General features: G+C 70.4%; 17 protein-coding genes and 1 riboswitch. Of the genes, 6 read left to right on the top strand and 11 right to left on the bottom strand.

Going from position 1 to position 18494, the window contains the following annotated elements:
- Positions 1 to 29: 29 nt before the first annotated feature.
- Together menD and menB are read right to left on the bottom strand one after the other, a co-directional pair.
- A complete protein-coding gene (menD, locus tag DKM19_RS17540) occupies positions 30 to 1685 on the bottom strand; it encodes a 2-succinyl-5-enolpyruvyl-6-hydroxy-3-cyclohexene-1-carboxylic-acid synthase (protein ID WP_110696618.1) in 1656 nt (551 codons plus the stop codon).
- Between the two features lie 124 nt (positions 1686 to 1809).
- The gene (gene menB, locus DKM19_RS17535; RefSeq protein ID WP_239514298.1) at positions 1810 to 2715 is read right to left on the bottom strand and encodes a 1,4-dihydroxy-2-naphthoyl-CoA synthase; all 906 of its coding nucleotides are present in this window, start codon (positions 2713 to 2715) and stop codon (positions 1810 to 1812) included.
- A gap of 102 nt (positions 2716 to 2817) precedes the next feature.
- Between menB and DKM19_RS17530 the strand changes: the two genes are divergently transcribed.
- The 3 genes from DKM19_RS17530 to DKM19_RS17520 all read left to right on the top strand — a co-directional run bounded on the left by DKM19_RS17530 (position 2818) and on the right by DKM19_RS17520 (position 5892).
- The gene (locus DKM19_RS17530; protein WP_239514297.1) at positions 2818 to 3960 is read left to right on the top strand and encodes an AMP-binding protein; all 1143 of its coding nucleotides are present in this window, start codon (positions 2818 to 2820) and stop codon (positions 3958 to 3960) included.
- Between the two features lie 50 nt (positions 3961 to 4010).
- Positions 4011 to 4364 (top strand): hypothetical protein, encoded by a 354-nt coding sequence (locus tag DKM19_RS17525; RefSeq protein ID WP_110696615.1) that lies wholly within the window; start codon positions 4011 to 4013, stop codon positions 4362 to 4364.
- A 187-nt stretch (positions 4365 to 4551) separates the two neighbouring features.
- The gene (locus DKM19_RS17520) at positions 4552 to 5892 is read left to right on the top strand and encodes an RNA polymerase sigma factor (RefSeq protein ID WP_110696614.1); all 1341 of its coding nucleotides are present in this window, start codon (positions 4552 to 4554) and stop codon (positions 5890 to 5892) included.
- 277 nt (positions 5893 to 6169) lie between these two features.
- Here the strand turns inward: DKM19_RS17520 and DKM19_RS17515 are convergent, their stop codons facing one another.
- The gene (locus DKM19_RS17515) at positions 6170 to 6613 is read right to left on the bottom strand and encodes a hypothetical protein (protein WP_110696613.1); all 444 of its coding nucleotides are present in this window, start codon (positions 6611 to 6613) and stop codon (positions 6170 to 6172) included.
- Between the two features lie 150 nt (positions 6614 to 6763).
- Here DKM19_RS17515 and DKM19_RS17510 point away from each other — a divergent pair, with 150 nt between their 5' ends.
- Both DKM19_RS17510 and DKM19_RS17505 read left to right on the top strand, forming a co-directional pair.
- Positions 6764 to 7351, top strand: a complete 588-nt coding sequence (locus DKM19_RS17510; RefSeq protein ID WP_089209663.1) for a TetR/AcrR family transcriptional regulator C-terminal domain-containing protein — start codon at positions 6764 to 6766, stop codon at positions 7349 to 7351.
- 361 nt (positions 7352 to 7712) lie between these two features.
- Positions 7713 to 7904 carry a DUF5999 family protein gene (locus DKM19_RS17505; protein ID WP_089209664.1) on the top strand — a complete coding sequence of 64 codons (192 nt, stop codon included), beginning with the start codon at positions 7713 to 7715 and terminating at the stop codon, positions 7902 to 7904.
- A gap of 28 nt (positions 7905 to 7932) precedes the next feature.
- Here the strand turns inward: DKM19_RS17505 and DKM19_RS17500 are convergent, their stop codons facing one another.
- A complete protein-coding gene (locus DKM19_RS17500; protein WP_110696612.1) occupies positions 7933 to 8541 on the bottom strand; it encodes an alpha/beta family hydrolase in 609 nt (202 codons plus the stop codon).
- Positions 8542 to 8674: 133 nt separating this feature from the next.
- Between DKM19_RS17500 and DKM19_RS17495 the strand changes: the two genes are divergently transcribed.
- The gene (locus tag DKM19_RS17495) at positions 8675 to 9037 is read left to right on the top strand and encodes a hypothetical protein (protein WP_110696611.1); all 363 of its coding nucleotides are present in this window, start codon (positions 8675 to 8677) and stop codon (positions 9035 to 9037) included.
- Between the two features lie 21 nt (positions 9038 to 9058).
- Here the strand turns inward: DKM19_RS17495 and DKM19_RS17490 are convergent, their stop codons facing one another.
- From DKM19_RS17490 to DKM19_RS17460, 7 genes are all read right to left on the bottom strand, one after another.
- Positions 9059 to 9841 (bottom strand): hypothetical protein, encoded by a 783-nt coding sequence (locus tag DKM19_RS17490; protein WP_110696610.1) that lies wholly within the window; start codon positions 9839 to 9841, stop codon positions 9059 to 9061.
- 131 nt (positions 9842 to 9972) lie between these two features.
- Positions 9973 to 12828: an aminomethyl-transferring glycine dehydrogenase gene (gene gcvP / locus DKM19_RS17485; RefSeq protein WP_110696609.1), complete on the bottom strand. Its 2856-nt coding sequence runs from the start codon at positions 12826 to 12828 to the stop codon at positions 9973 to 9975.
- A gap of 157 nt (positions 12829 to 12985) precedes the next feature.
- Positions 12986 to 13077: riboswitch (glycine riboswitch) on the bottom strand.
- 14 nt (positions 13078 to 13091) lie between these two features.
- Positions 13092 to 13712: a MerR family transcriptional regulator gene (locus DKM19_RS17480; RefSeq protein ID WP_110696608.1), complete on the bottom strand. Its 621-nt coding sequence runs from the start codon at positions 13710 to 13712 to the stop codon at positions 13092 to 13094.
- 144 nt (positions 13713 to 13856) lie between these two features.
- Positions 13857 to 14327: a bifunctional nuclease family protein gene (locus DKM19_RS17475; protein ID WP_089209686.1), complete on the bottom strand. Its 471-nt coding sequence runs from the start codon at positions 14325 to 14327 to the stop codon at positions 13857 to 13859.
- A 79-nt stretch (positions 14328 to 14406) separates the two neighbouring features.
- Positions 14407 to 15057 carry a MerR family transcriptional regulator gene (locus tag DKM19_RS17470; protein WP_369989163.1) on the bottom strand — a complete coding sequence of 217 codons (651 nt, stop codon included), beginning with the start codon at positions 15055 to 15057 and terminating at the stop codon, positions 14407 to 14409.
- Positions 15058 to 15083: 26 nt separating this feature from the next.
- The gene (locus tag DKM19_RS17465; RefSeq protein WP_089209671.1) at positions 15084 to 15596 is read right to left on the bottom strand and encodes an FHA domain-containing protein; all 513 of its coding nucleotides are present in this window, start codon (positions 15594 to 15596) and stop codon (positions 15084 to 15086) included.
- 393 nt (positions 15597 to 15989) lie between these two features.
- The gene (locus DKM19_RS17460; RefSeq protein ID WP_110696606.1) at positions 15990 to 18491 is read right to left on the bottom strand and encodes a mannose-1-phosphate guanyltransferase; all 2502 of its coding nucleotides are present in this window, start codon (positions 18489 to 18491) and stop codon (positions 15990 to 15992) included.
- Positions 18492 to 18494: the final 3 nt, after the last annotated feature.

The following is an 18494-nucleotide window of genomic DNA, read 5'->3' as shown; positions in this document are numbered from 1 at the left end:
ACCTGGGGTGACACGGAGGCCATCCCAGGTCACATGAGGTCGCGGATCGCGCCGTGGGCCGCGTCGCGCATCATGGCGTGCAGATCCGCGTTGGACTCCCGGTCGGTGCGCACCTCGACGATCCGCAGCCCCTCCCCGCGCAGCGCCTTGGACAGCTGACCGGGCTCGTTCACGAAGGTGTACGGGGTGCCGGTGGAGGCGGCCACGTAGCCCAGGTCCACCCCGTGCGCGGTGCCGAAGATCCGCTCGAACGGATCACGCAGCGCGGCCTGGGGTAGCAGCGAGAAGATCCCGCCGCCGTCGTTGTTGACCACGACCAGGCACAGGTCGGGGCGGGGCTCGCGGGGCCCGAGGATCAGCCCGTTCTGGTCGTGCAGGAAGGTCAGGTCACCCATCAGGGCGTAGGCGGGGCCGTTGTGGGACAGCGCCGCGCCCATGGCGGTGGACACCACGCCGTCGATCCCGGCGGCGCCCCGGTTGGCCAGGATCCGCAGACCCCTGCGGGGACGCATCGCCTGGTCCAGGTCGCGGATCGGCATGGAGGAGCCGGAGAACAGCAGCGATCCGTTGGGCAGCGCTTCCACCAGGTCACGGGCCAGGCGCGGCTCGTTGAGCCCGGCCCCGTCCATCACCTCGTCGATCGCGCCCCTGGCCGCGGTGTCGGCACGACGCCAGGAGTGCAGCCAGTCGTCGTCCCCCGCGGGGATGGGGATCTCCACCTCCTGGGCCACCTGGGTGGCCGAACGGGTCGGATCGGGCCAGCGGGTCATGTCGCGGGCGACCACGACGTGCTCGTCGGCGTGCTTGAGCCAGTTCAGCAGCGGCCGGGACAGGCTGGGGCGGCCCAGGGTGACCACCACCTCCGGCCGGTGCCTGTCGGCGAACTCGGGGGTGCCGAGAAGGAAGTGGTAGGCGGACATGGCGTGGTCGCCGTAGCGGGCGCCGCCATTGGGCTCCGACAGGACCGGCCATCCGGCCATTCCCGCCGCCGCCACGTATCTGCGCACGTTGGACGCGCCGTCACCGACGACCAGCACACCCCGCCGGGTCGGCTGCAGGTGAAGCGCCACGGGAGGCGAGGCCACCCTGGCGCGGACCCACGGCCCTGCCGCGTCGCCCTCCAGCGACTCGCACCAGGAGGTGTCACCGTCCGGGATCAGCGGCTCGCGGAAGGGCACGTTCAGGTGGACCGGCCCCGGGTCGTAGGGACCCAGCGAGCGCTGGAAGGCGCGGCAGGCCAGGGAACGCCAGTAGGCGACCTGGCCCGGACGGTCCTCGGGCACGCCGACCTCGCTGAACCAGCGGACGGCCGCGCCGTACAGCTTGATCTGGTCGATGGTCTGGCTGGAACCGGTGTCGCGCAACTCGGGGGGCCGGTCTGCGGTGAGCACCAGCAGCGGCACCCCCGACTCGTGCGCCTCGATGACCGCCGGATGGAAGTTGGCCGCCGCGGTGCCGGAGGTGCAGATCAGGGCGACCGGACGCTCACTGCGCCGGGCCAGGCCGAGCGCCAGGAACGAGGCGGAGCGCTCGTCCACGCGCACGTGCAGCCGGATACGGCTGTCGGCGTGCACGGCCAGGGCCAGGGGGGTCGAGCGCGAGCCGGGTGCGAGCACCACGTCCGTGAGTCCACAGCGCGCAAGCTCGTCGACCAGTACCGTCGCGAGCGCGGTCGCGGGGTTCACCGCAGCGCCTCCTTGAGCATTCGCATACGCACCGGCGGGCCCGCCTCGTGGCGGGCCGACGCCGTCTCGTCCACCACTGGACGACGCATCCCAGGACCGTACCCCGCGCGGATCGCCTCTGCCATTACGGGCGGCGCGGGAACTGGCCGAAGTCGGGAGCGCGCTTCTCCTTGAACGCGTTGCGGCCCTCCTGCGCCTCCTCGCTCATGTAGTAGAGCAGGGTGGCGTCCCCGGCGAACTGCTGCATCCCCGCGGCGCCGTCGGTCACCGCGTTCAGCGCGCCCTTGAGCATGCGCAGGGCCAGCGGCGACTTGTCCAGCATCTCCCTGGCCCAGCTGACCGTCTCCTCCTCCAGCCGGGCGAGGGGGACGACGGCGTTGACCAGACCCCAGTTGAGGGCCGTCTGCGCGTCGTACTGGCGGCAGAGGTACCAGATCTCACGGGCCCGCTTCAGGCCGACGGTCTCGGCCAGCAGCCAGGAGCCGTAGCCGCCGTCGAAGGAGCCGACCTTCGGGCCGGTCTGCCCGAAGACCGCGTTGTCGGCGGCGATGGACAGGTCGCAGCAGACGTGCAGCACGTGGCCGCCGCCGATGGCGTAACCCGCGATCATCGCGATGACCGGCTTGGGACAGCGGCGGATCTGCACCTGCAGGTCCAGCACGTTGAGCCGGCCCACGTGCGGGGTCGACTTGTCGACGTAGCCGTCGTCTCCGCGGATCTTCTGGTCGCCGCCCGAGCAGAAGGCCCTGTCGCCCGCGCCGGTGAAAATGATCACACCGACCTCGGGGTCCTCCTGCGCGAGGTTGAAGGCGTCCTTGAGCTCGAAGAGCGTCGTCGGGCGGAAGGCGTTGTGCCGTTCGGGGCGGTTGATCGTGATCTTCGCGATGCCCTCGCCGGTCTCGTAGATGATGTCTTCGTACTGCCCCGCCGCCTTCCAGTCGACCGTGCCTCCGGTCGCGCTCGCCGGCTCGGGAGTCGCCTCGCTCGCTGCTCGCTCATCCGTGCCCGGCTCGACTGGCTCCATGCTCACGATCGCCTCGCCCTCTCCGCTGCGCCGGGGCCGCTCCCCGGCATTGTCGGCACTAACCTTACGACTGTGATGACCATTCCTATGCACGGGGAGTGGCCTTCCGTGGACCGAGAGCTGCATGCCATCGTGTCTCCGGCCGGGCCCGAGCTGTTCCGGGCCGTCGGCGCGGCGCTCGACGGCAGCGGCCCCGCCGTCCTGCCCCTCCCCTCTGACCTGCCCGTCTCCGCGCTGCGGGCGACGCTCGACGCGCTGCGTCCCACCCACGTCGACGGCGTACGGCACCCCGGCGGCACGGGAGTCCCCCCCGAGGTGGCCGTGGTCATCGCCACCAGCGGCTCGACCGGCGTCCCCAAGGGCGTGCAGCTCTCCGCCGACGCCCTGAGGGCCTCCGCGGCGGCCTCCCTGCGCCGCCTGGACGCCCGCCCGGGCGAGCGGTGGCTGTGCTGCCTGCCCCCCTCGCACGTCTCCGGCCTTCAGGTGCTCATCCGGTCCCTGCTGGGCGAGACCGAGCCGATCGTGCACGACGGATTCTCCCCCGAGGCGGTGCTCGCCAGCGGCGCCGATCACGTCTCGCTGGTGCCGACCCAGCTCCGGCGCCTGCTCCACGCGGATCTGTCGGTCTTCAGGACGATCCTGCTCGGCGGCGCCGCCGCCCCGGCGGAGCTGCTCGCGGCGGCCAGGGCGGCCGGCGCCCGGGTCGTCACCACGTACGGCATGAGCGAGACCTGCGGCGGGTGCGTCTACGACGGCGCCCCTCTGGACGGGGTGGATCTCGCCGTCGGCGCCGACGGCCGGATCCGCATTTCCGGCCCCGTGCTGTTCCACGGTTACCGGCTCCGTCCCGACCTCACCCGGGCCGCCCGCGACGGCGGCTGGTTCCTCACCTCCGACCTCGGCGCCCTGGACGGCGGGCGGCTGCGCGTGCTGGGGCGGGCCGACGACGTCATCAACACCGGCGGCGAGAAGGTCGTCGCCGCGACCGTGGCGGCCGTCGTGGCCGAACATCCCGCGATCGTCGACGTCGCCGTGGTCGGCCGCCCCGATCCCGAATGGGGCGAGCGGGTGGTGGCCGTCGTGGTCTCCCCCACGCCCCCGTCCCTGGCCGAGCTCCGCGCCTTCGCCAAGGAACGGCTACCCGCCTACGCGGCCCCCGCCGAACTGGTCGTCCTGCCCGAAATACCGCTTTTGCCCAATGGCAAGCCAGACCTCGCGGCCCTCCGTTATGGTCTTCAACGGGAACCATGAAGGTGCTCCCACACGTCCAAGAGACAGCCGGAGCAGGAAGGACGAGCCCGATGAACATAACCCGCAAGACGTGGATCTCCGCTGGGATCGTCGGCGCGGTCCTCATCGGCGGCATGTCCGTCGCGGCGGCCGCCGCGGACGGTGGGATCGAGAAGATCGAGGGCGAGACCCGGAAGATCGAGAAAATCGACGAGCCCGCGCCCATCCCTCCGCGGCAGCCGGGCACACCCTCGGTCCAGGAACCGTCCCCCTCGCAGGAGACCGCTCCCCCGAAGGACGACGACGTGGTGTCCCGGGAGATCAATCCAGACCCGGGGCAGACAGGGCGCTACTGGACCGACGCCCGCCTGGAGGGCGCGCAGCCCATGCCCATGCCGGAAGGCCCGGTGAACGCGACCGAATAGGCCCCGCCACACGCCCCTGACCGGGGTGAATTGCAAAGGCGAGGACCTGCCCGGCATATTTTCCGGGTAAAGCCGGGAACAGAAAGTTCTTGGTCGGGGTTATTGGTACTGGTGCGTTGAGGGACCCCCAGACCACCCCACCCAACAAACTGTACGTAGACGACTCCGTGATGGAGGAGGTGTCCTCATGCCCCAAACCGCCGTGGCGACCTCATCTGAGGCCCCGACGACCCTTGAACAGTTCCTTGACCGAGGGCGAGTCCAGGGCCACCTTTCTCTCGCGGAGCTGCGCCGTGCCTTCGCCGAGGCGGGCATCAGCCCGGCCGAGGGTCGGTCGATCCTGCGAGAGCTCACCGAGGCGGGCGTCAGCCTGGCGGCCGAGAACGAGCCCACCCTCGCCGCCGCCACGAAGAAGCCCGCGGCCAAGACCACCACCCGCAAGACCGCCGAGCGCAAGACCAAGGCCGCGCCCGCGAAGAAGACCACGACCGCCAAGGTCGAGACGGCGCCCAAGAACCCCAAGGACGCCGAGACGGAGATCGACGACGAGGAGTGGGCCCCCTCCGACGACGTCGAGGTCGAAGTCGAGCCCACCATCGACCTGGACGACCAGTCGTCGGTCATGGGCGACTCGGTGCACACCTACCTGAAGTCGATCGGCCGCCGCACCCTGCTCACCGCCGCCCAGGAGGTCGAGCTCGCCAAGCGCATCGAGGCCGGTCTGTACGCCGAGGCCAAGCTGGAGGCCCAGCCGGGCCTGTCCGCCGCCATGCGCGACGACCTGGAGTGGGTGGCCGAGGACGGCCGCCGCGCCAAGGACCACATGCTGGAGGCCAACCTCCGCCTGGTCGTCTCCGTCGCCAAGAAGTACACCGACCGCGGCATGGCCCTGCTCGACGTGGTCCAGGAGGGCAACCTCGGCCTGATCCGCGCGGTGGAGAAGTTCGACTACACCAAGGGCTACAAGTTCTCCACCTACGCCATGTGGTGGATCCGCCAGGCCATCCAGCGGGGCTTCGCCGACTCCGCCCGCACCATCCGCCTGCCCGTCCACGTGCTCGAGATGCTCTCCAAGCTGTCGCGCGTCGAGCGTGACATGCACCAGCGTCTGGGCCGCGAGCCCACGGCGGAGGAGCTGGGATTCGAGCTGGACAAGAGCCCCGACCAGATCGAGGAACTGCTCCGCACCAGCCGCCAGCCGATCAGCCTCAACGCCACCATCGGCGAGGACGGCGAGACCACCATCGGCGACCTCATCGAGGACGTCGACTCCCCCGAGGCCTCCGAGGTGGTGGACCGCCAGCTGCTCGGAGAGCAGTTGCGCGGCGTGCTCGGCAACCTCTCTCCCCGGGAGGCCAAGATCATGGCCCTGCGCTTCGGCCTCGTCGACGGCAAGCCCCACACTCTCGACGAGATCGGCAAGCACCTCGGCCTGACCCGCGAGCGCATCCGCCAGCTGGAGAAGGAGTCCCTCTCCAAGCTCCGCCACCCCAGCAACACGCGCCCGCTGCTCGACTGGGCCAGCTGACCGCTTCACAGGACGCCGCCGCGAACTCCGGTTCGCGGCGGCGTTCCGCGTCCCGGCCGAACGATCGGGCCGGCACGATCTCCCGAGGATCGACCCGTCCGGGCCCGTAACGAGCCCACCGCCGATCATCACCGGTACGGCTCCGCGGCCGGACGACCGGAGCCCTGTCCCCGGCGAAGTGCGCCGGGCGGCCCGGCGCAGTGGCGGACAAAAGACAACACCCACCGTGATAAGTCACGGTGGGTGCGAAATCGCTGTCACTCCGGCAGGGGAGCGATCACCTCGCGCCGGCGACCCGAAGGGGAGCGGCGGCGGCCTCCGGGCGCTCCGAGGCCGGAACCAGGCGCGGGACCCGGACGATGCCGGTCAGGCGGTTCTGCTCGCGGAGGGTGCGCAGGCGGTTGACCTCGGCGGTCCACTCGGCGCCCTTCGGGGTGGCCCTGCCCTTGCGGCGGCGGATCCGGTCGTCATAGGACTTGATCCCGAACGCCGCCCGCTGGCTGGCCTCGGCGCCTCGCAGCGCCTCGGTCAGTGCCCTGTCAAAGGCCAGACCGGCGGCCCGGAGCTCCTCCGGGGACGCGAGGGAGGCCTGCGTCCGGCGCAGAGCGGCCTCCGCCGTCCGCGCCTTCTCCAGAAGCTCGGGGAAGCTCTTCCCGACCTCCTGGTCAGCGTGGTGACGAACCTCCGCCTCCCGGCTCACGCGCGGTCGGAAAAACGCCATCTTCTGCCCTCTCTCGCCTGTTCGCCGGACCTTCCCGGCACGTTACGGCTCGTAGCTTACGCCGTTCCTCTCCGCCCCACGTACTCAGGGACCGAGCTGTCCGGCGCGCCCGCCTTTACACAGTAAGGTAAACGGTGGCAGGATGCCACCATGCCTGCCAAGCGACCACCCATCCCGCTCTCCAGGGAGCGCATCATCGACGCGGCCCTGCACATCGCCGACAGCCAGGGGCTTCGGCGGCTGACGATGCGCCGGCTGGGCGACGCGCTCCAGGTGGAGGCGATGGCCATCTACCACCACCTGCCGCGCGGCAAGGACGCCCTCATGGACGCGCTCGCCGAGCACGTCACCGCCGTTCACGTCGAGCCCGGCGGGAGCTGGCAGGAGAGCGCGAAGGCGTGGTGCCGGGCGAGCCGGGCCGCGCTCAGGGAGCACCCGGGGGTGCTGGCGCTGGCTCTGACCAAGCCTCCCAAGGGGCGCACGGCGATCGCCATCAGGGAGCAGACCGACCAGCTGGCCGAGGCGGGGCTCGGCGACGCGCCAGGGGCCGTTCGGGCGCTGCGGGCCTACGTCTTCGGCGCGGTGGCGGTGGAGGTGCAGCAGTCAGGCTGGGCCGAGGCGGCGGATGATCATGATGAGCCATGGCGCCCGCCGTCGAAGGGCGGAGGCAGTCCGGGGGCCGACGCCGACTTCGAACTCGGTCTGGACGCACTCCTGGTGGGGTTGACCAGGCACTGAGTCATGTCGGAGACTTGTCATCGAGGGTTTAAGCGTCTGGCGGCGTGTCACGCTTGGCCCGGTATCATTCCATGAGGCATGCTGTGCGATAGGTCACACCCCCCGAAAAGCTTCCGAGGGACTCACCCGATAGCAGTTCGCAAACAGTCCTAACGGGCTATGTCGCCGGGGTGGGATCAGATCGCACACTTGTTCTTGATGTGCGGGCCTCACCTTGTTCGAGGCACGCATGGCCATATGTCAACCATCAGATGCTCGTCTCCCCGTCATGCGTGGAAACGGGGTCCCATCGGGGACGGTGCCCACCGGCCACCCGATGTCGACTCCGGCGAGCCGACACGAGAGATCCGGAGGCACGCCGATGTGCCCGCACGAGCCGTCCTGTCCGTCCGCCGACGCGCTGGACCGCGAAGCCGCCCGCACGATGGCAGCCCACCCCGAGCAGGGATGGAGCCTGCTCTGCAATGGTGTGGTGTTGTTCGAGGACACCGGCGAGCTCCTGCCCGACGGCGCCGTCATCGAGCCGCACCGGCCCCTGGCCGGCGTCGCCTGATCATCACTCCTCGATCGTCACACCTCGATCATCGCGCTGAGCCTGGCCGCATCCTCACGTCGAGCCACTCCGCGACGGCCTCGCCGACCCGGGCGGGGGTTTTCTTGAGATCGTGACCCTCCCCCGGCAGCACCACCAGGCGTGCGGCATCCGCCGCCTCGGGCACGCCGAAGGGGTCCCGGTCTCCACTCACCACCAGCACGTCCACGCCCGCCGCGCGCAGCTCCCCGGCGCGGGACCGTTCCGGTCTGCCCGGCGGGTGCAACGGGAACGCCAGCGCGACGACCGCCTCGGCCTCGACCCGCGGAGCCGTACGGCAGGCGACCCTGGCCCCGTTGCTCCGCCCGCCCTGCACCAGCGGCAGCCCCGGATAGCGCCCGCGGAGCACGGCCACCAGCGCCTCCCAGGCCTCGTCCTGCTTGACCGCCGACCCCGGCGCACGGGCGCCCCGCATCCGGAACGGCTGGAGCACCCGCGCCACCACGCCGCCGATCCCCACCACGGCGTCCCGTACGGCCAGCAGGTCCGGGGCGTCCACTCCCCCGGCCGAACCGTGGGTGAGCACCAGCAGGAAGCGCGCCGCGCCGGCCTCGTCGATCTCCGCCACGGCCGGGCCGTGCGGGGTCGTGATCTCCATGGGCGGCGCGGCGGCCCAAGGCTCGGGTGGAGGCCCCGCGGCCGGGATGGACACGGAATTCGATCTCGAGGTGGACACAGATCTCGTCCTAACGACTGATGCCGGTGACCCGGCTCGCGTGGAGAATCGGAGAATGCCGGACTACCAAGATATTCGCCAGGACATGCGAGCCACCATCGAGGCCCGCCGGGAGCTCGGCCCGGAGTACGAGGCCGCCCTGGTCGAGTCGTTCGTCGAGCGCCTCGACCAGAGCATCGCCCACCGCGTGCGAGCCGAGATGCACGCCGCCGGAGCTCCGCCCCGCCCTCCTGCCCCGCAGCAGAAGAGGAGAGGCAACCCCTCGATCCCGATCGCGCTGGGCTCGATGGGCATCGGCATCCCGCTGACCGCCATCGCCGCTCAGGAGGCGGGCACCGCGGGGCTGCTGCTGGCCTGGGTGGGCATCGTGGCGATCAACCTCGCCCACGCGATCGGCAACCGGCGCGGCCGCGACTGAGCCTGAAGCCCTCCGCGGGGCTCAGGCGTCGCGGTCGAGCCGGAGACGGACCTCGGCCGCGAGGTCCTCGTCGGTGCTCTCCAGGCCGTAACGCCACACCCGCTCGGCGTCCTCGTCGCGGCCCCTGAGCGGGAGCGTGCGCGCCAGAAGCTCGATGGCCAGCGCGCTGGTCTCGACGTCGCCGCCCTCCTCGATCGCCGCGGAGAGCTCGGCGCACGCCAGCTCCAGATGGGCGATGCCGAGCATCACCCGCAGCCTGGGCACATCGGCCACGTCCGGCACCGAGAGCGCCTCCAGGAGCACCTCGGCGGCCTCGCCCGCCTCGCCCTCCTCCAGAAACACCTCGGCCAGCCGCTGAGCCGCCCGAGAGGCGATCTCCGGGTCCGCGGTGGCCAGGGCGGCCCGCAGCGCCTCCTCCGCCTCCTGGTCCCCCGTGGCGAGCCTGGCGAGCGCCATGTGCGCCAGCGGGACGTAGGCCGGGTTGCCGACGCCGAGCGCGGCCTGCCAGGCCGCTCGGGCCTGGTCGGTCAGGTCCTCCCGCTCGAAGCTCCCCGCGAGCAGGCAGGCGGCCTGCGCGGCGAACTCCGGATGACCGGTCCCCAGCGCCGTGCGCGCGGCCGTACGGGCTCCGGGCACGTCCCCGCTCTCCTCCAGCACCACCGCCAGGCCCACCGCCGCCTGGGCCCGGTCCGGCTCCGCCGGATCGGAGGCCAGCTCCGCGAAGATCGTGGCGGCGCCGTCGAGATCACCCGCCTCGGCCAGCTTCCGCGCGGTGTCCAAGGGACGCGTGTCCACCTCTGGCATGCAAGGTCCTTCCCCGGAGTAAGGAAACGACCCCGAGCCTAACGACTCGGGGCCGCGTCCGTCCCCCTCCATGCGCGACGGATGTGCGGCTCTTCCGCCGCGCGCGGAAGGGGACCGCCGCACGGGGTGGATCAGTCCTCGTAGGCCTCCAGCGGCGGGCAGGAGCACACCAGGTTGCGGTCGCCGTAGGCCTGGTCGATGCGGCGGACCGGCGACCAGTATTTGCCGTCGCGCAGGGAGGCCAGCGGGTAGGCCGCCTCGGTGCGGGTGTAGGGGTGGGCCCACTCGTCGGCGACCAGGCAGTCGGCCGTGTGCGGAGCGTTGCGCAGCGGGTTGTCGACCTTGTCGTACGCCCCGGTGGCGACCTTCTCGATCTCGCCCCGGATCGCGGTCATCGCCTCGCAGAACCTGTCGAGCTCGGCCAGGTCCTCGCTCTCGGTGGGTTCGATCATCAGCGTGCCGGCCACGGGGAAGGACATGGTCGGCGCGTGGAAGCCGTAGTCGACGAGGCGCTTGGCCACGTCGTCCACGGTCACGCCGGTCTCCTTGGTGATCTGGCGCAGGTCGATGATGCACTCGTGGGCGACCAGGCCGCCGCGGCCGGTGTAGAGGACCGGGTAGTGCGGGCTGAGCCTGCGGGCCAGGTAGTTGGCCGACAGGATGGCCTGCTCGGTGGCCGCCTTGAGCCCGTCGGCGCCCATCATCCGGATGTACGCCCAGGAGATGGGCAGGATGCCCGCCGAGCCGTACGGCGCCGCCGAGACCGGGCCGACCACGGAGTCGTCGCGCAGCGGGTGGCCGGGCAGGTAGTCGGCGAGGTGCGCGCGGACCGCGACCGGGCCCACGCCGGGGCCGCCGCCGCCGTGCGGGATGCAGAAGGTCTTGTGCAGGTTCAGGTGGGAGACGTCCGCCCCGAACTCGCCCAGCTTGGCCAGGCCGACCAGCGCGTTGAGGTTGGCGCCGTCGACGTAGACCTGGCCGCCCGCCTCGTGCACCATCTCGCAGATCTGGACGATCGTCTCCTCGTACACGCCGTGCGTGGACGGGTAGGTCACCATGATCGCGGCGAGCCGGTCGCGGTGCTTCTCGATCTTCGCGGTGAGGTCGGCGAGGTCCACGTTGCCGTTGTCGTCGCAGGCGACGACGGCCACGCGCATGCCCGCCATGACGGCGCTGGCGGCGTTGGTGCCGTGCGCGGAGGACGGGATCAGGCAGACGTCCCGGCTCCCCTCGCCACGCGCCTTGTGGTAGGCGTGGATCGCCAGGAGGCCGGCGAACTCGCCCTGGGAGCCCGCGTTGGGCTGGATCGACACGGCGTCGTAGCCGGTGACCTCGGCCAGCCAGCCCTCCAGCTCCTTGATCAGCTCGATGTAGCCCCTGGCCTGGTCCTCGGGAGCGTAGGGGTGCAGCCCGGCGAACTCGGGCCAGGTGATCGGCTCCATCTCGGTGGTCGCGTTGAGCTTCATGGTGCAGGAGCCCAGCGGGATCATCGACCGGTCGAGCGCGATGTCCTTGTCCTGGAGCTTGCGCAGGTAACGCAGCAGCGCCGTCTCGGAGCGGTGGCTGTGGAAGACCGGGTGGGTCAGGTAGTCGCTCACGCGCGCCAGGGCGGTGGGCAGGGCGTCGTGCGCGGTGGAGTCGAGGTCGGCCAGGACCGCGCCGTTGACCTCGAAGGCCGCCAGGACCTGCTCCAGGTGGATGAGCTCGGTCTTCTCGTCGCAGGTGATGCCCACGTGGTCGGCGTCGGCCAGGCGCAGGTTGATCCCGTTGTCGCGGGCGGCGGCGACGACCTCGGCCGCGCGGCCCGGAACCCTGGCCAGCACGGTGTCGAAGAAGGTGTCGTGCACGATCTCGACACCGCCCTGGCGGAGGCCCTCGGCGAGCACGACGGCGTGCCGGTGGGCGCGGCGGCCGATCCGGCGCAGCCCCTCGGGGCCGTGGTAGACGGCGTACATGCCCGCGATCACGGCGAGCAGCACCTGCGCGGTGCAGATGTTGCTGGTCGCCTTCTCCCTGCGGATGTGCTGCTCGCGGGTCTGCAGCGCGAGTCGGTAGGCGGGGCGCCTGTCGGCGTCCTGGGAGACTCCGACCAGGCGGCCGGGCATCTGGCGCTGCAGTCCCTCGCGAACCGCCATGTAGGCCGCGTGGGGGCCGCCGAAGCCGAGCGGGACGCCGAAGCGCTGCGAGGAGCCGATCGCGATGTCGGCGCCGAGCTCGCCGGGCGCGGCGAGCATGGTGAGGGCGAGCAGGTCGGCGGCGGCGACCATCTGGGCGCCGCGCGCGTGGGCGGCGTCGGCGATGGCGCGGAAGTCCCTGACCCGGCCGCTGGCGCCCGGATACTGGACGAGCACGCCGAAGCACTCGGGGAGCTCGCCGGTGAAGTCACTCTCGACCAGCTCGATGCCGATCGGCTCGGCCCGGGTCCGCAGCACCGCCTTGGTCTGCGGCAGCGCGTCGGCGTCGACCACGAACACGTTCGCGGCGCCGCGGCTCGCGCGGCGGGCCAGGGTCATGGCCTCGGCCGCGGCGGTGGCCTCGTCCAGCAGGGAGGCGCCGGCGACGTCGAGCGCGGTCAGGTCGGAGATGACCGTCTGGAAGTTGATCAGGGCCTCCAGCCGGCCCTGGGAGATCTCCGGCTGGTAGGGCGTGTACGCGGTGTACCAGCCCGGGTTCTCCAGGAGGTTGCGGCGGATGACGCCCGGGGTGATCGTGTCGTGGTAGCCGAGGCCGATCATCGAGGTGAGCACGCTGTTGCGCTCGGCGAGGGCGCGCAGCTCGGCGATGGCCTCGGGCTCGCTCGCCGCCGGGGGCAGGCTCAGCCGGTCGGAGAACCGGATCGCCTCCGGCACGGCCACCGCGATCATGTCGGCGGTGGAGGCGAACCCGACCGCCTCCAGCATGCGGGTCTGGTCTGCGTCGTCAGGTCCGATATGACGGGTCGAGAACGGCGGAGAGCTGAGCTCACTGAGCAGTGACAGGTCGGTCATGGAGAGCCTCCCGAGGCGGTGGAGACCGGCGCAGGGCGCGGGCCTATGCCGGATTCCCCCTCTGTCACCTCGACCTGAGAGCTTCGCCTCCCCTGCCGGGGAGGCTTTCACCGTCGGTGAGACGCGACTGGCGGACGCGTCTTCTTTCCAGAGTTGCCTCGTCCGCGCGGTACATGGTGCCTGAGAGATTCCGGGGAGGTTGCTCCTTCGGCGCCCCGATCTTGTCGGGGTCTCTCCCGCACGGTGTCAGTGGCGAGACAACTTTACCCCGTGCGGCGAGCCCTGCGACGACGGGCCAGCTCATCGGCGTGATGATCTTCTAAAGGGCTCTCGCTCGACTCCGCAGGTTCGCCGGGAAGATCTGCGAGGGAGCCCTCCACCTCCTGCCACACCCGGCCGAGCGCGATGCCGAAAACGCCCTGACCTCCCTGAAGGAGGTCGATGACCTCGTCGGGCGAGGTGCACTCGTAGACGCTCACCCCGTCGCTCATCAAAGTGATCTGGGCGAGGTGGTTGACGCCGCGGTCGCGCAGGTGCTGCACCGCGATGCGGATCTGCTGGAGGGAGACGCCGGTGTCGAGCAACCGTTTGACGACCTTGAGCACCAGGATGTCGCGGAAGCCGTACAGCCGTTGGGTACCCGAGCCGTGAGCGGCTCGGACGGTGGGCTCGACCAGTCCGGTGCGTGCCCAGTAATCCAGTTGCCGGTAGGTGATGCCGACCGCGGCACAGGCCGTCGCACCCTTGTATCCGAGGTCGGCGGGCACTTTCACCGGTTGCCCGTCGAACAGCAGACCTTCTTCACCCGCGCGCTGACGTGCCGATTGGCGCCGTTCCGGGTCATCCTGATCGGCGTTTCTATCCTCGCCGCTGCTGACCGCCACGCGGACCTCCGGCTTTCTCTCATCCCACGGCCTGATCTGGGGGTTTGCGCACGGCCGCAGGTTTCACTTGCACCGTAAGACTGGGGCCAAGCTCAGTCAACGACCCCACCCGGCGCGTCGTGAAGCGTAAATGCACCGAAATACCTACCCCGCGCGACCAAAGTCCTCGGGTGTGATCGTGTCAAGGAATTCCCTGAACTTCTCCACTTCGTCCTCCTGGTCGTCGGGGATGATCACCCCGGCTTCCCGGACCACCTCCTCGCTCGCGAAGATGCGTGCGCCGGTGCGCAGTGCCAAGGCGATCGAGTCCGAAGGACGGGCGCTCACCTCGACCCCGTTCGAGAACACGAGATCGGCAAAGAAGATCCCGTCACGCAGCGCGACGATGTTGACCGTGCTCAACCGGATCCCGAGTCCGTCGAGCACGTCACGGAAAAGGTCATGGGTGAGCGGGCGGGGTGGTGGCTCCTCAGCCTGGGCCATGGCGATCGCCGTGGCCTCCGTCATACCAATCCAGATCGGTAGATAGCGCTCCCCTTGCGCCTCCTTGAGCAGGACGATCGGCTGGTTGGAGGGCATCTCAACCCGAACGCCCACGACGTCCATCTGCAACACGGGCTGCTCCGTCTTCGCTGGATTCCGACCGGTTTGTTCAACGTAACACTCGTGGGGGTACGAGTGCCTGGTCAGGTTCTCACCGACCCAGGACCCCACGAACGCCCGAACGCAGAAGTGAGGCGTGCAATTCCAGCAGCAGACCCGTTATCTCCCTGGCCGTCTCGTCGGCCTGGTCGATGGCGCCCGGTCCGCGGCGGTGCAGCAGCGGGGCGACGGCCTGCTCCACGAGCCCGGCCTCGCGCTCGGCGGCGGCCTTGACGGCCCGTAGGTGACGTGCGTGCAGGCCGAAGGCCGCCAGGGCGCCGACGCTGCGGGCCACGGCCAGCGCCTCGGCGCTGTAGTAGCGGGCCACGGCGGCCAGCAGGCCGTAGTCCTCCAGCTCGGTGAGGGTCTCCTCGTCGAGCTCGGCGGCGGCGAGCAGCTCCTCGCGGCTGAGACGGACCTCGGGGGGCGCGTCGTCGGGGACGACCCGCGGTTTCGAGGCCGGCCGATCATCGCGGTCGGCCGCCTCGAGATGGTCCTTGATCACACGCAGTGGCAGGTAGCGGTCACGCTGCTCACTGAGGATGTAGCGCAGACGCTCGACGTCGGCGTAGGTGAACTTGCGGTAGCCCGAAGGACTGCGCTCCGGCTCGATCAGCCCCTCGCCCTCCAGGAAACGAATCTTGGAGATGCTGACGTCGGGGAACTCGCTCTGCAGGAGAGCGAGCACCTCCCCGATGCTCATGTGCGCACGAGCGGCCTGCGAGCTCATCATCCTCCAGCGGCGCCACGGGTGAGGAAGACCAGGCGGAACTTGCCGATCTGCACTTCGTCCCCGCCGTACAGGGGGACCTCCTCGATCCGCTCACGGTTGACATAGGTGCCGTTCAGGCTGCCGACGTCGCAGACGGTGAACACCCCGCCACCGTGCCGGCGGAACTCCACGTGACGGCGCGAGACGGTGACGTCGTCGAGGAAGATGTCGCTCGCGGGATGGCGGCCCACGGTGGTGAGGTCGCTGTCCAGAAGGAAGCGGCTGCCCGCGTTGGGACCGTGCCTGGCGACCAGCAGGGCGGTGCCCGGAGGCAGCCGATCCACGTCCTGTCGGTCGGCAAGAGGCGCCTCTCCGATCTCCGGCTCGTAGGTCTCGATCCTGGAGAGGGAAATGGTCGACGTGCTGACTTCGGGTGCTTCGACCCTACTCAGCGGCGACCCGCAGTGTGAACAGAAACGGGCATCCTCAGGGTTGGCATGACCGCACTGCGTGCAGTAGACGCTCGGCATCGATCGGCTCGGCCTCCTACCGCGAAGACGCGGCAACGGTGCTCAGGATGCGCGCCTCGCTTCTTCGCTTCTCAAGTATTTGTTCAGACTGCGAATGTCGCAACCTACAGTGATGAGAGTCGAAGGTCAAGGCTGACGCTGGACCGCGGGTTCGGTCGGTGACAAAGTTACAGCCGGTACTGCCTCCGGTCCATGCCGCCGCGCTGGATTCGCTGTGTTTACCGTCTCTTCCGCGTGTTGATGTGTGTCTCCGCATCCGTGTGGTTCCGCTGTGCTCACCGTGCGTGTCGTACGCGCCGTTCGCTGCGTGCGTGTTGCCGTGTGCGCGCCGTGCGCGCCAGGTTCGCTGTGTTCGCCGTGTTCATCGGGTGACCGGGATCGGACGAGTGCCCCTCAGCCGCCGGCGGCCTCCTCCACCACCCGCGCCCAGTGCTCGATCATGACCTGCGCGGAGTCGACGTCGAACCCCTCGGCCCACAGGTGGGTGACGGCCTCGGCCGGGTCGGGCAGCACCAGGGCCCAGCTCCCGTCCTCGGCGACGACCCGCACCCCGTCAGTGGTGTCGATGCGGTAGTGCTCGGCGGCCTCGATGACCGAGCGCATCACCGCGCCCTTGGCCGCCCACGGGGTCGGCACCGTCCGGCGCAGCAGCTTGGCCTCGGGGATCCTGGCGTCGATCTGGCTGAGCGACAGCCGGGTCCTGGCCACCAGGCCGAGCAGGCGCAGGAACACCGCCAGGCCGTCCACCGTGGGCCCGAACTCGGGCACGATGAAACCACCCCGCCCATCGGCCGCGAAGACCATCTCCGGCCTTCTGGCGGCCGCGGTGAGCGCGTCGATCGCGGTGGAGGTCCACTCCGCCTGCACCCCGTGGAACCGGCAGACCTGCTCGGCCACCCGGGTGGTGGTGACCGGCAGCGCCACCCGGCCGCCGCGCCGCTCGGCCGCGACCAGGTCCAGCACCACCAGCAGGGCCCGCTCCTCGCTGATCAGCTGGCCCATCTCGTCCACGAGGGCGACCCGCTCCCCCACGGGGTCGAACCGCACCCCGAAGGCCGCCCTGGAGGAGCTGACGAGCTCCGCGAGGCGCTGGAGGTCGCGGCGGCGCTCGGCGAAGGTCTCGGTGGGCGAGGCGTCGTCCAGCCGGTTGTTGACGGTGAGCACGTCCACCCCGACCCTGCCGAGGAGGCTGGGCAGCACCAGCGAGGAGGTGCCGCCCGCGCAGTCGACCACGACCTTCATGTCGGCGTCGCGGACCCCGGTGATGTCCACGCAGCGCAGCAGCTCGTGGGTGTAGTCCTCCACGGCCCTCGCGGGGAAGCTGAGCTCGGCGATCTCGCCGGGGAAGGCCCGGCGGAACTCCTGGCGGGCGAAGACCCGGTCCAGCTTGCGCTGGGCCGCCGGGGACAGGTCGGCGCCGTTCTCGTCCATGAAGACGATGTCCACGCTCTGGGGGTCGCCGGGGGTGGTGCGCAGCGCGATGCCGCCGACGGCCTTCTCCCTGGCGGTGTGGAAGCGGGCGACGGGAAGCGCGGCGGCCTCCAGGTCGAGCACGTTGATCGCGCTGGCGTTCAGGGCGCTGATCACGGCCCGCTTGAACGCCCGCGCGGCGCGGGAGGAGTCTCGGGAGGTGATGACCGAGGCGCCCTTCTTCAGGGTGGTGGCGTAGGCGCTGGCCAGCCGGACGCACAGCTCGGGGGTGATCTCCACGTTGACCAGCCCGGACACCCCTCGCGGGCCGAACAGGTTGCGCTGGCCCCTCGGCTCCCAGATGACGCTGTTGTTGATCACCGCCCCGGCCTCGATGGTCTTGAAAGGATAGATTTTGACGCCGGAGGAGATGTACGCCTCGGCCTCGATGATGCACTCGTCGCCGACGACGGCGCCCTCCTCGACCCGGGCGCCGGTCATCAGGTCGGTGTTCTTGCCGATGACGCAGCCGCGCAGGTGGGCGCTCGGCCCCACGTAGACGTTGTCGTGAACGGCCGCGCGATGCAGGAAGGCCCCCTCGCGGACCACGGCGTTGCTGCCCAGCACGGAGTATTCGCGCAGCTCGGCCCCTGCCTCGACCTTGGCGTAGTCGCCGATGTAGAGGGGGCCCTTGAGGATGGCGTCGGCGTCCACCGAGGCGCCCTCGGCCACCCAGATGCCCGGGGAGACCTCGAAGGCGTCGATGTCCACCTTGACGCGGCCCGAGAGCACGTCGGCCTGGGCCTTGAGATAGCTCTCGTGGGTGCCGACGTCCTCCCAGTAGCCCTCGGCGACGTAGCCGTACAGGGGGGCGCCGCGCTCCAGCAGCTTCGGGAACACGTCGCCCGACCAGTCGACGGACTCGCCGGCGGCGATCTCGTCGAGGACCTCCGGCTCCATCACGTAGATACCGGTGTTGACGGTGTCGGAGAAGACCTGGCCCCAGGTGGGCTTCTCCAGGAAGCGCTCCACCCGGCCCTGGTCGTCCACGATGACGATGCCGAACTCCAGCGGGTTGGGGACGCGCTTGAGCCCGATGGTGACCATCGCGCCGTTCTCACGGTGGAACCTGACCATGTCGGTCAGGTCGATGTCGGTCAGCGCGTCGCCGGAGATGACCAGGAAGCGCTCGTCACGGAGCTTGTCCGCGGCGTTCTTGACGCTGCCGGCGGTGCCGAGCGGCGTGTCCTCGGTGGCGTAGTACAGGCTCATGCCGAGCTCGTCGCCGTCGCCGAAGTAGTTACGGACCAGGGCGGCCAGAAACTGCACGGTCACCACGGTCTCGGTGAACCCGTGCCGTTTCAGCAGCCGCAGCACATGCTCCATGATCGGCCGGTTGATCACAGGTAATAAAGGTTTGGGCTGGTTCGCGGTCATCGGCCGGAGCCGAGTTCCCTCTCCGCCCGCCATCACAACGGCCTTCACAGA

Origin of the sequence: Streptosporangium sp. 'caverna', from assembly GCF_003203775.1 — a bacterium.
Classification (GTDB): Bacteria; Actinomycetota; Actinomycetes; order Streptosporangiales; family Streptosporangiaceae; genus Streptosporangium; species Streptosporangium subroseum.
This window is presented reverse-complemented; position numbering and strand designations above follow the sequence as displayed.

Coding starts and splice junctions, on each gene's coding strand:
- DKM19_RS17500 (WP_110696612.1), bottom strand. CDS start 8,541: ATGGAGATCACGACCCCGCACGGCCCGGCCGTGGCGGAGATCGACGAG.
- DKM19_RS17470 (WP_369989163.1), bottom strand. CDS start 15,057: ATGAGCATCGGGGAGGTGCTCGCTCTCCTGCAGAGCGAGTTCCCCGAC.
- DKM19_RS17510 (WP_089209663.1), top strand. CDS start 6,764: ATGCCTGCCAAGCGACCACCCATCCCGCTCTCCAGGGAGCGCATCATC.
- DKM19_RS17525 (WP_110696615.1), top strand. CDS start 4,011: ATGAACATAACCCGCAAGACGTGGATCTCCGCTGGGATCGTCGGCGCG.
- DKM19_RS17490 (WP_110696610.1), bottom strand. CDS start 9,841: ATGCCAGAGGTGGACACGCGTCCCTTGGACACCGCGCGGAAGCTGGCC.
- DKM19_RS17520 (WP_110696614.1), top strand. CDS start 4,552: ATGCCCCAAACCGCCGTGGCGACCTCATCTGAGGCCCCGACGACCCTT.
- gcvP (WP_110696609.1), bottom strand. CDS start 12,828: ATGACCGACCTGTCACTGCTCAGTGAGCTCAGCTCTCCGCCGTTCTCG.
- DKM19_RS17495 (WP_110696611.1), top strand. CDS start 8,675: ATGCCGGACTACCAAGATATTCGCCAGGACATGCGAGCCACCATCGAG.
- DKM19_RS17465 (WP_089209671.1), bottom strand. CDS start 15,596: ATGCCGAGCGTCTACTGCACGCAGTGCGGTCATGCCAACCCTGAGGAT.
- DKM19_RS17505 (WP_089209664.1), top strand. CDS start 7,713: ATGTGCCCGCACGAGCCGTCCTGTCCGTCCGCCGACGCGCTGGACCGC.
- DKM19_RS17515 (WP_110696613.1), bottom strand. CDS start 6,613: ATGGCGTTTTTCCGACCGCGCGTGAGCCGGGAGGCGGAGGTTCGTCAC.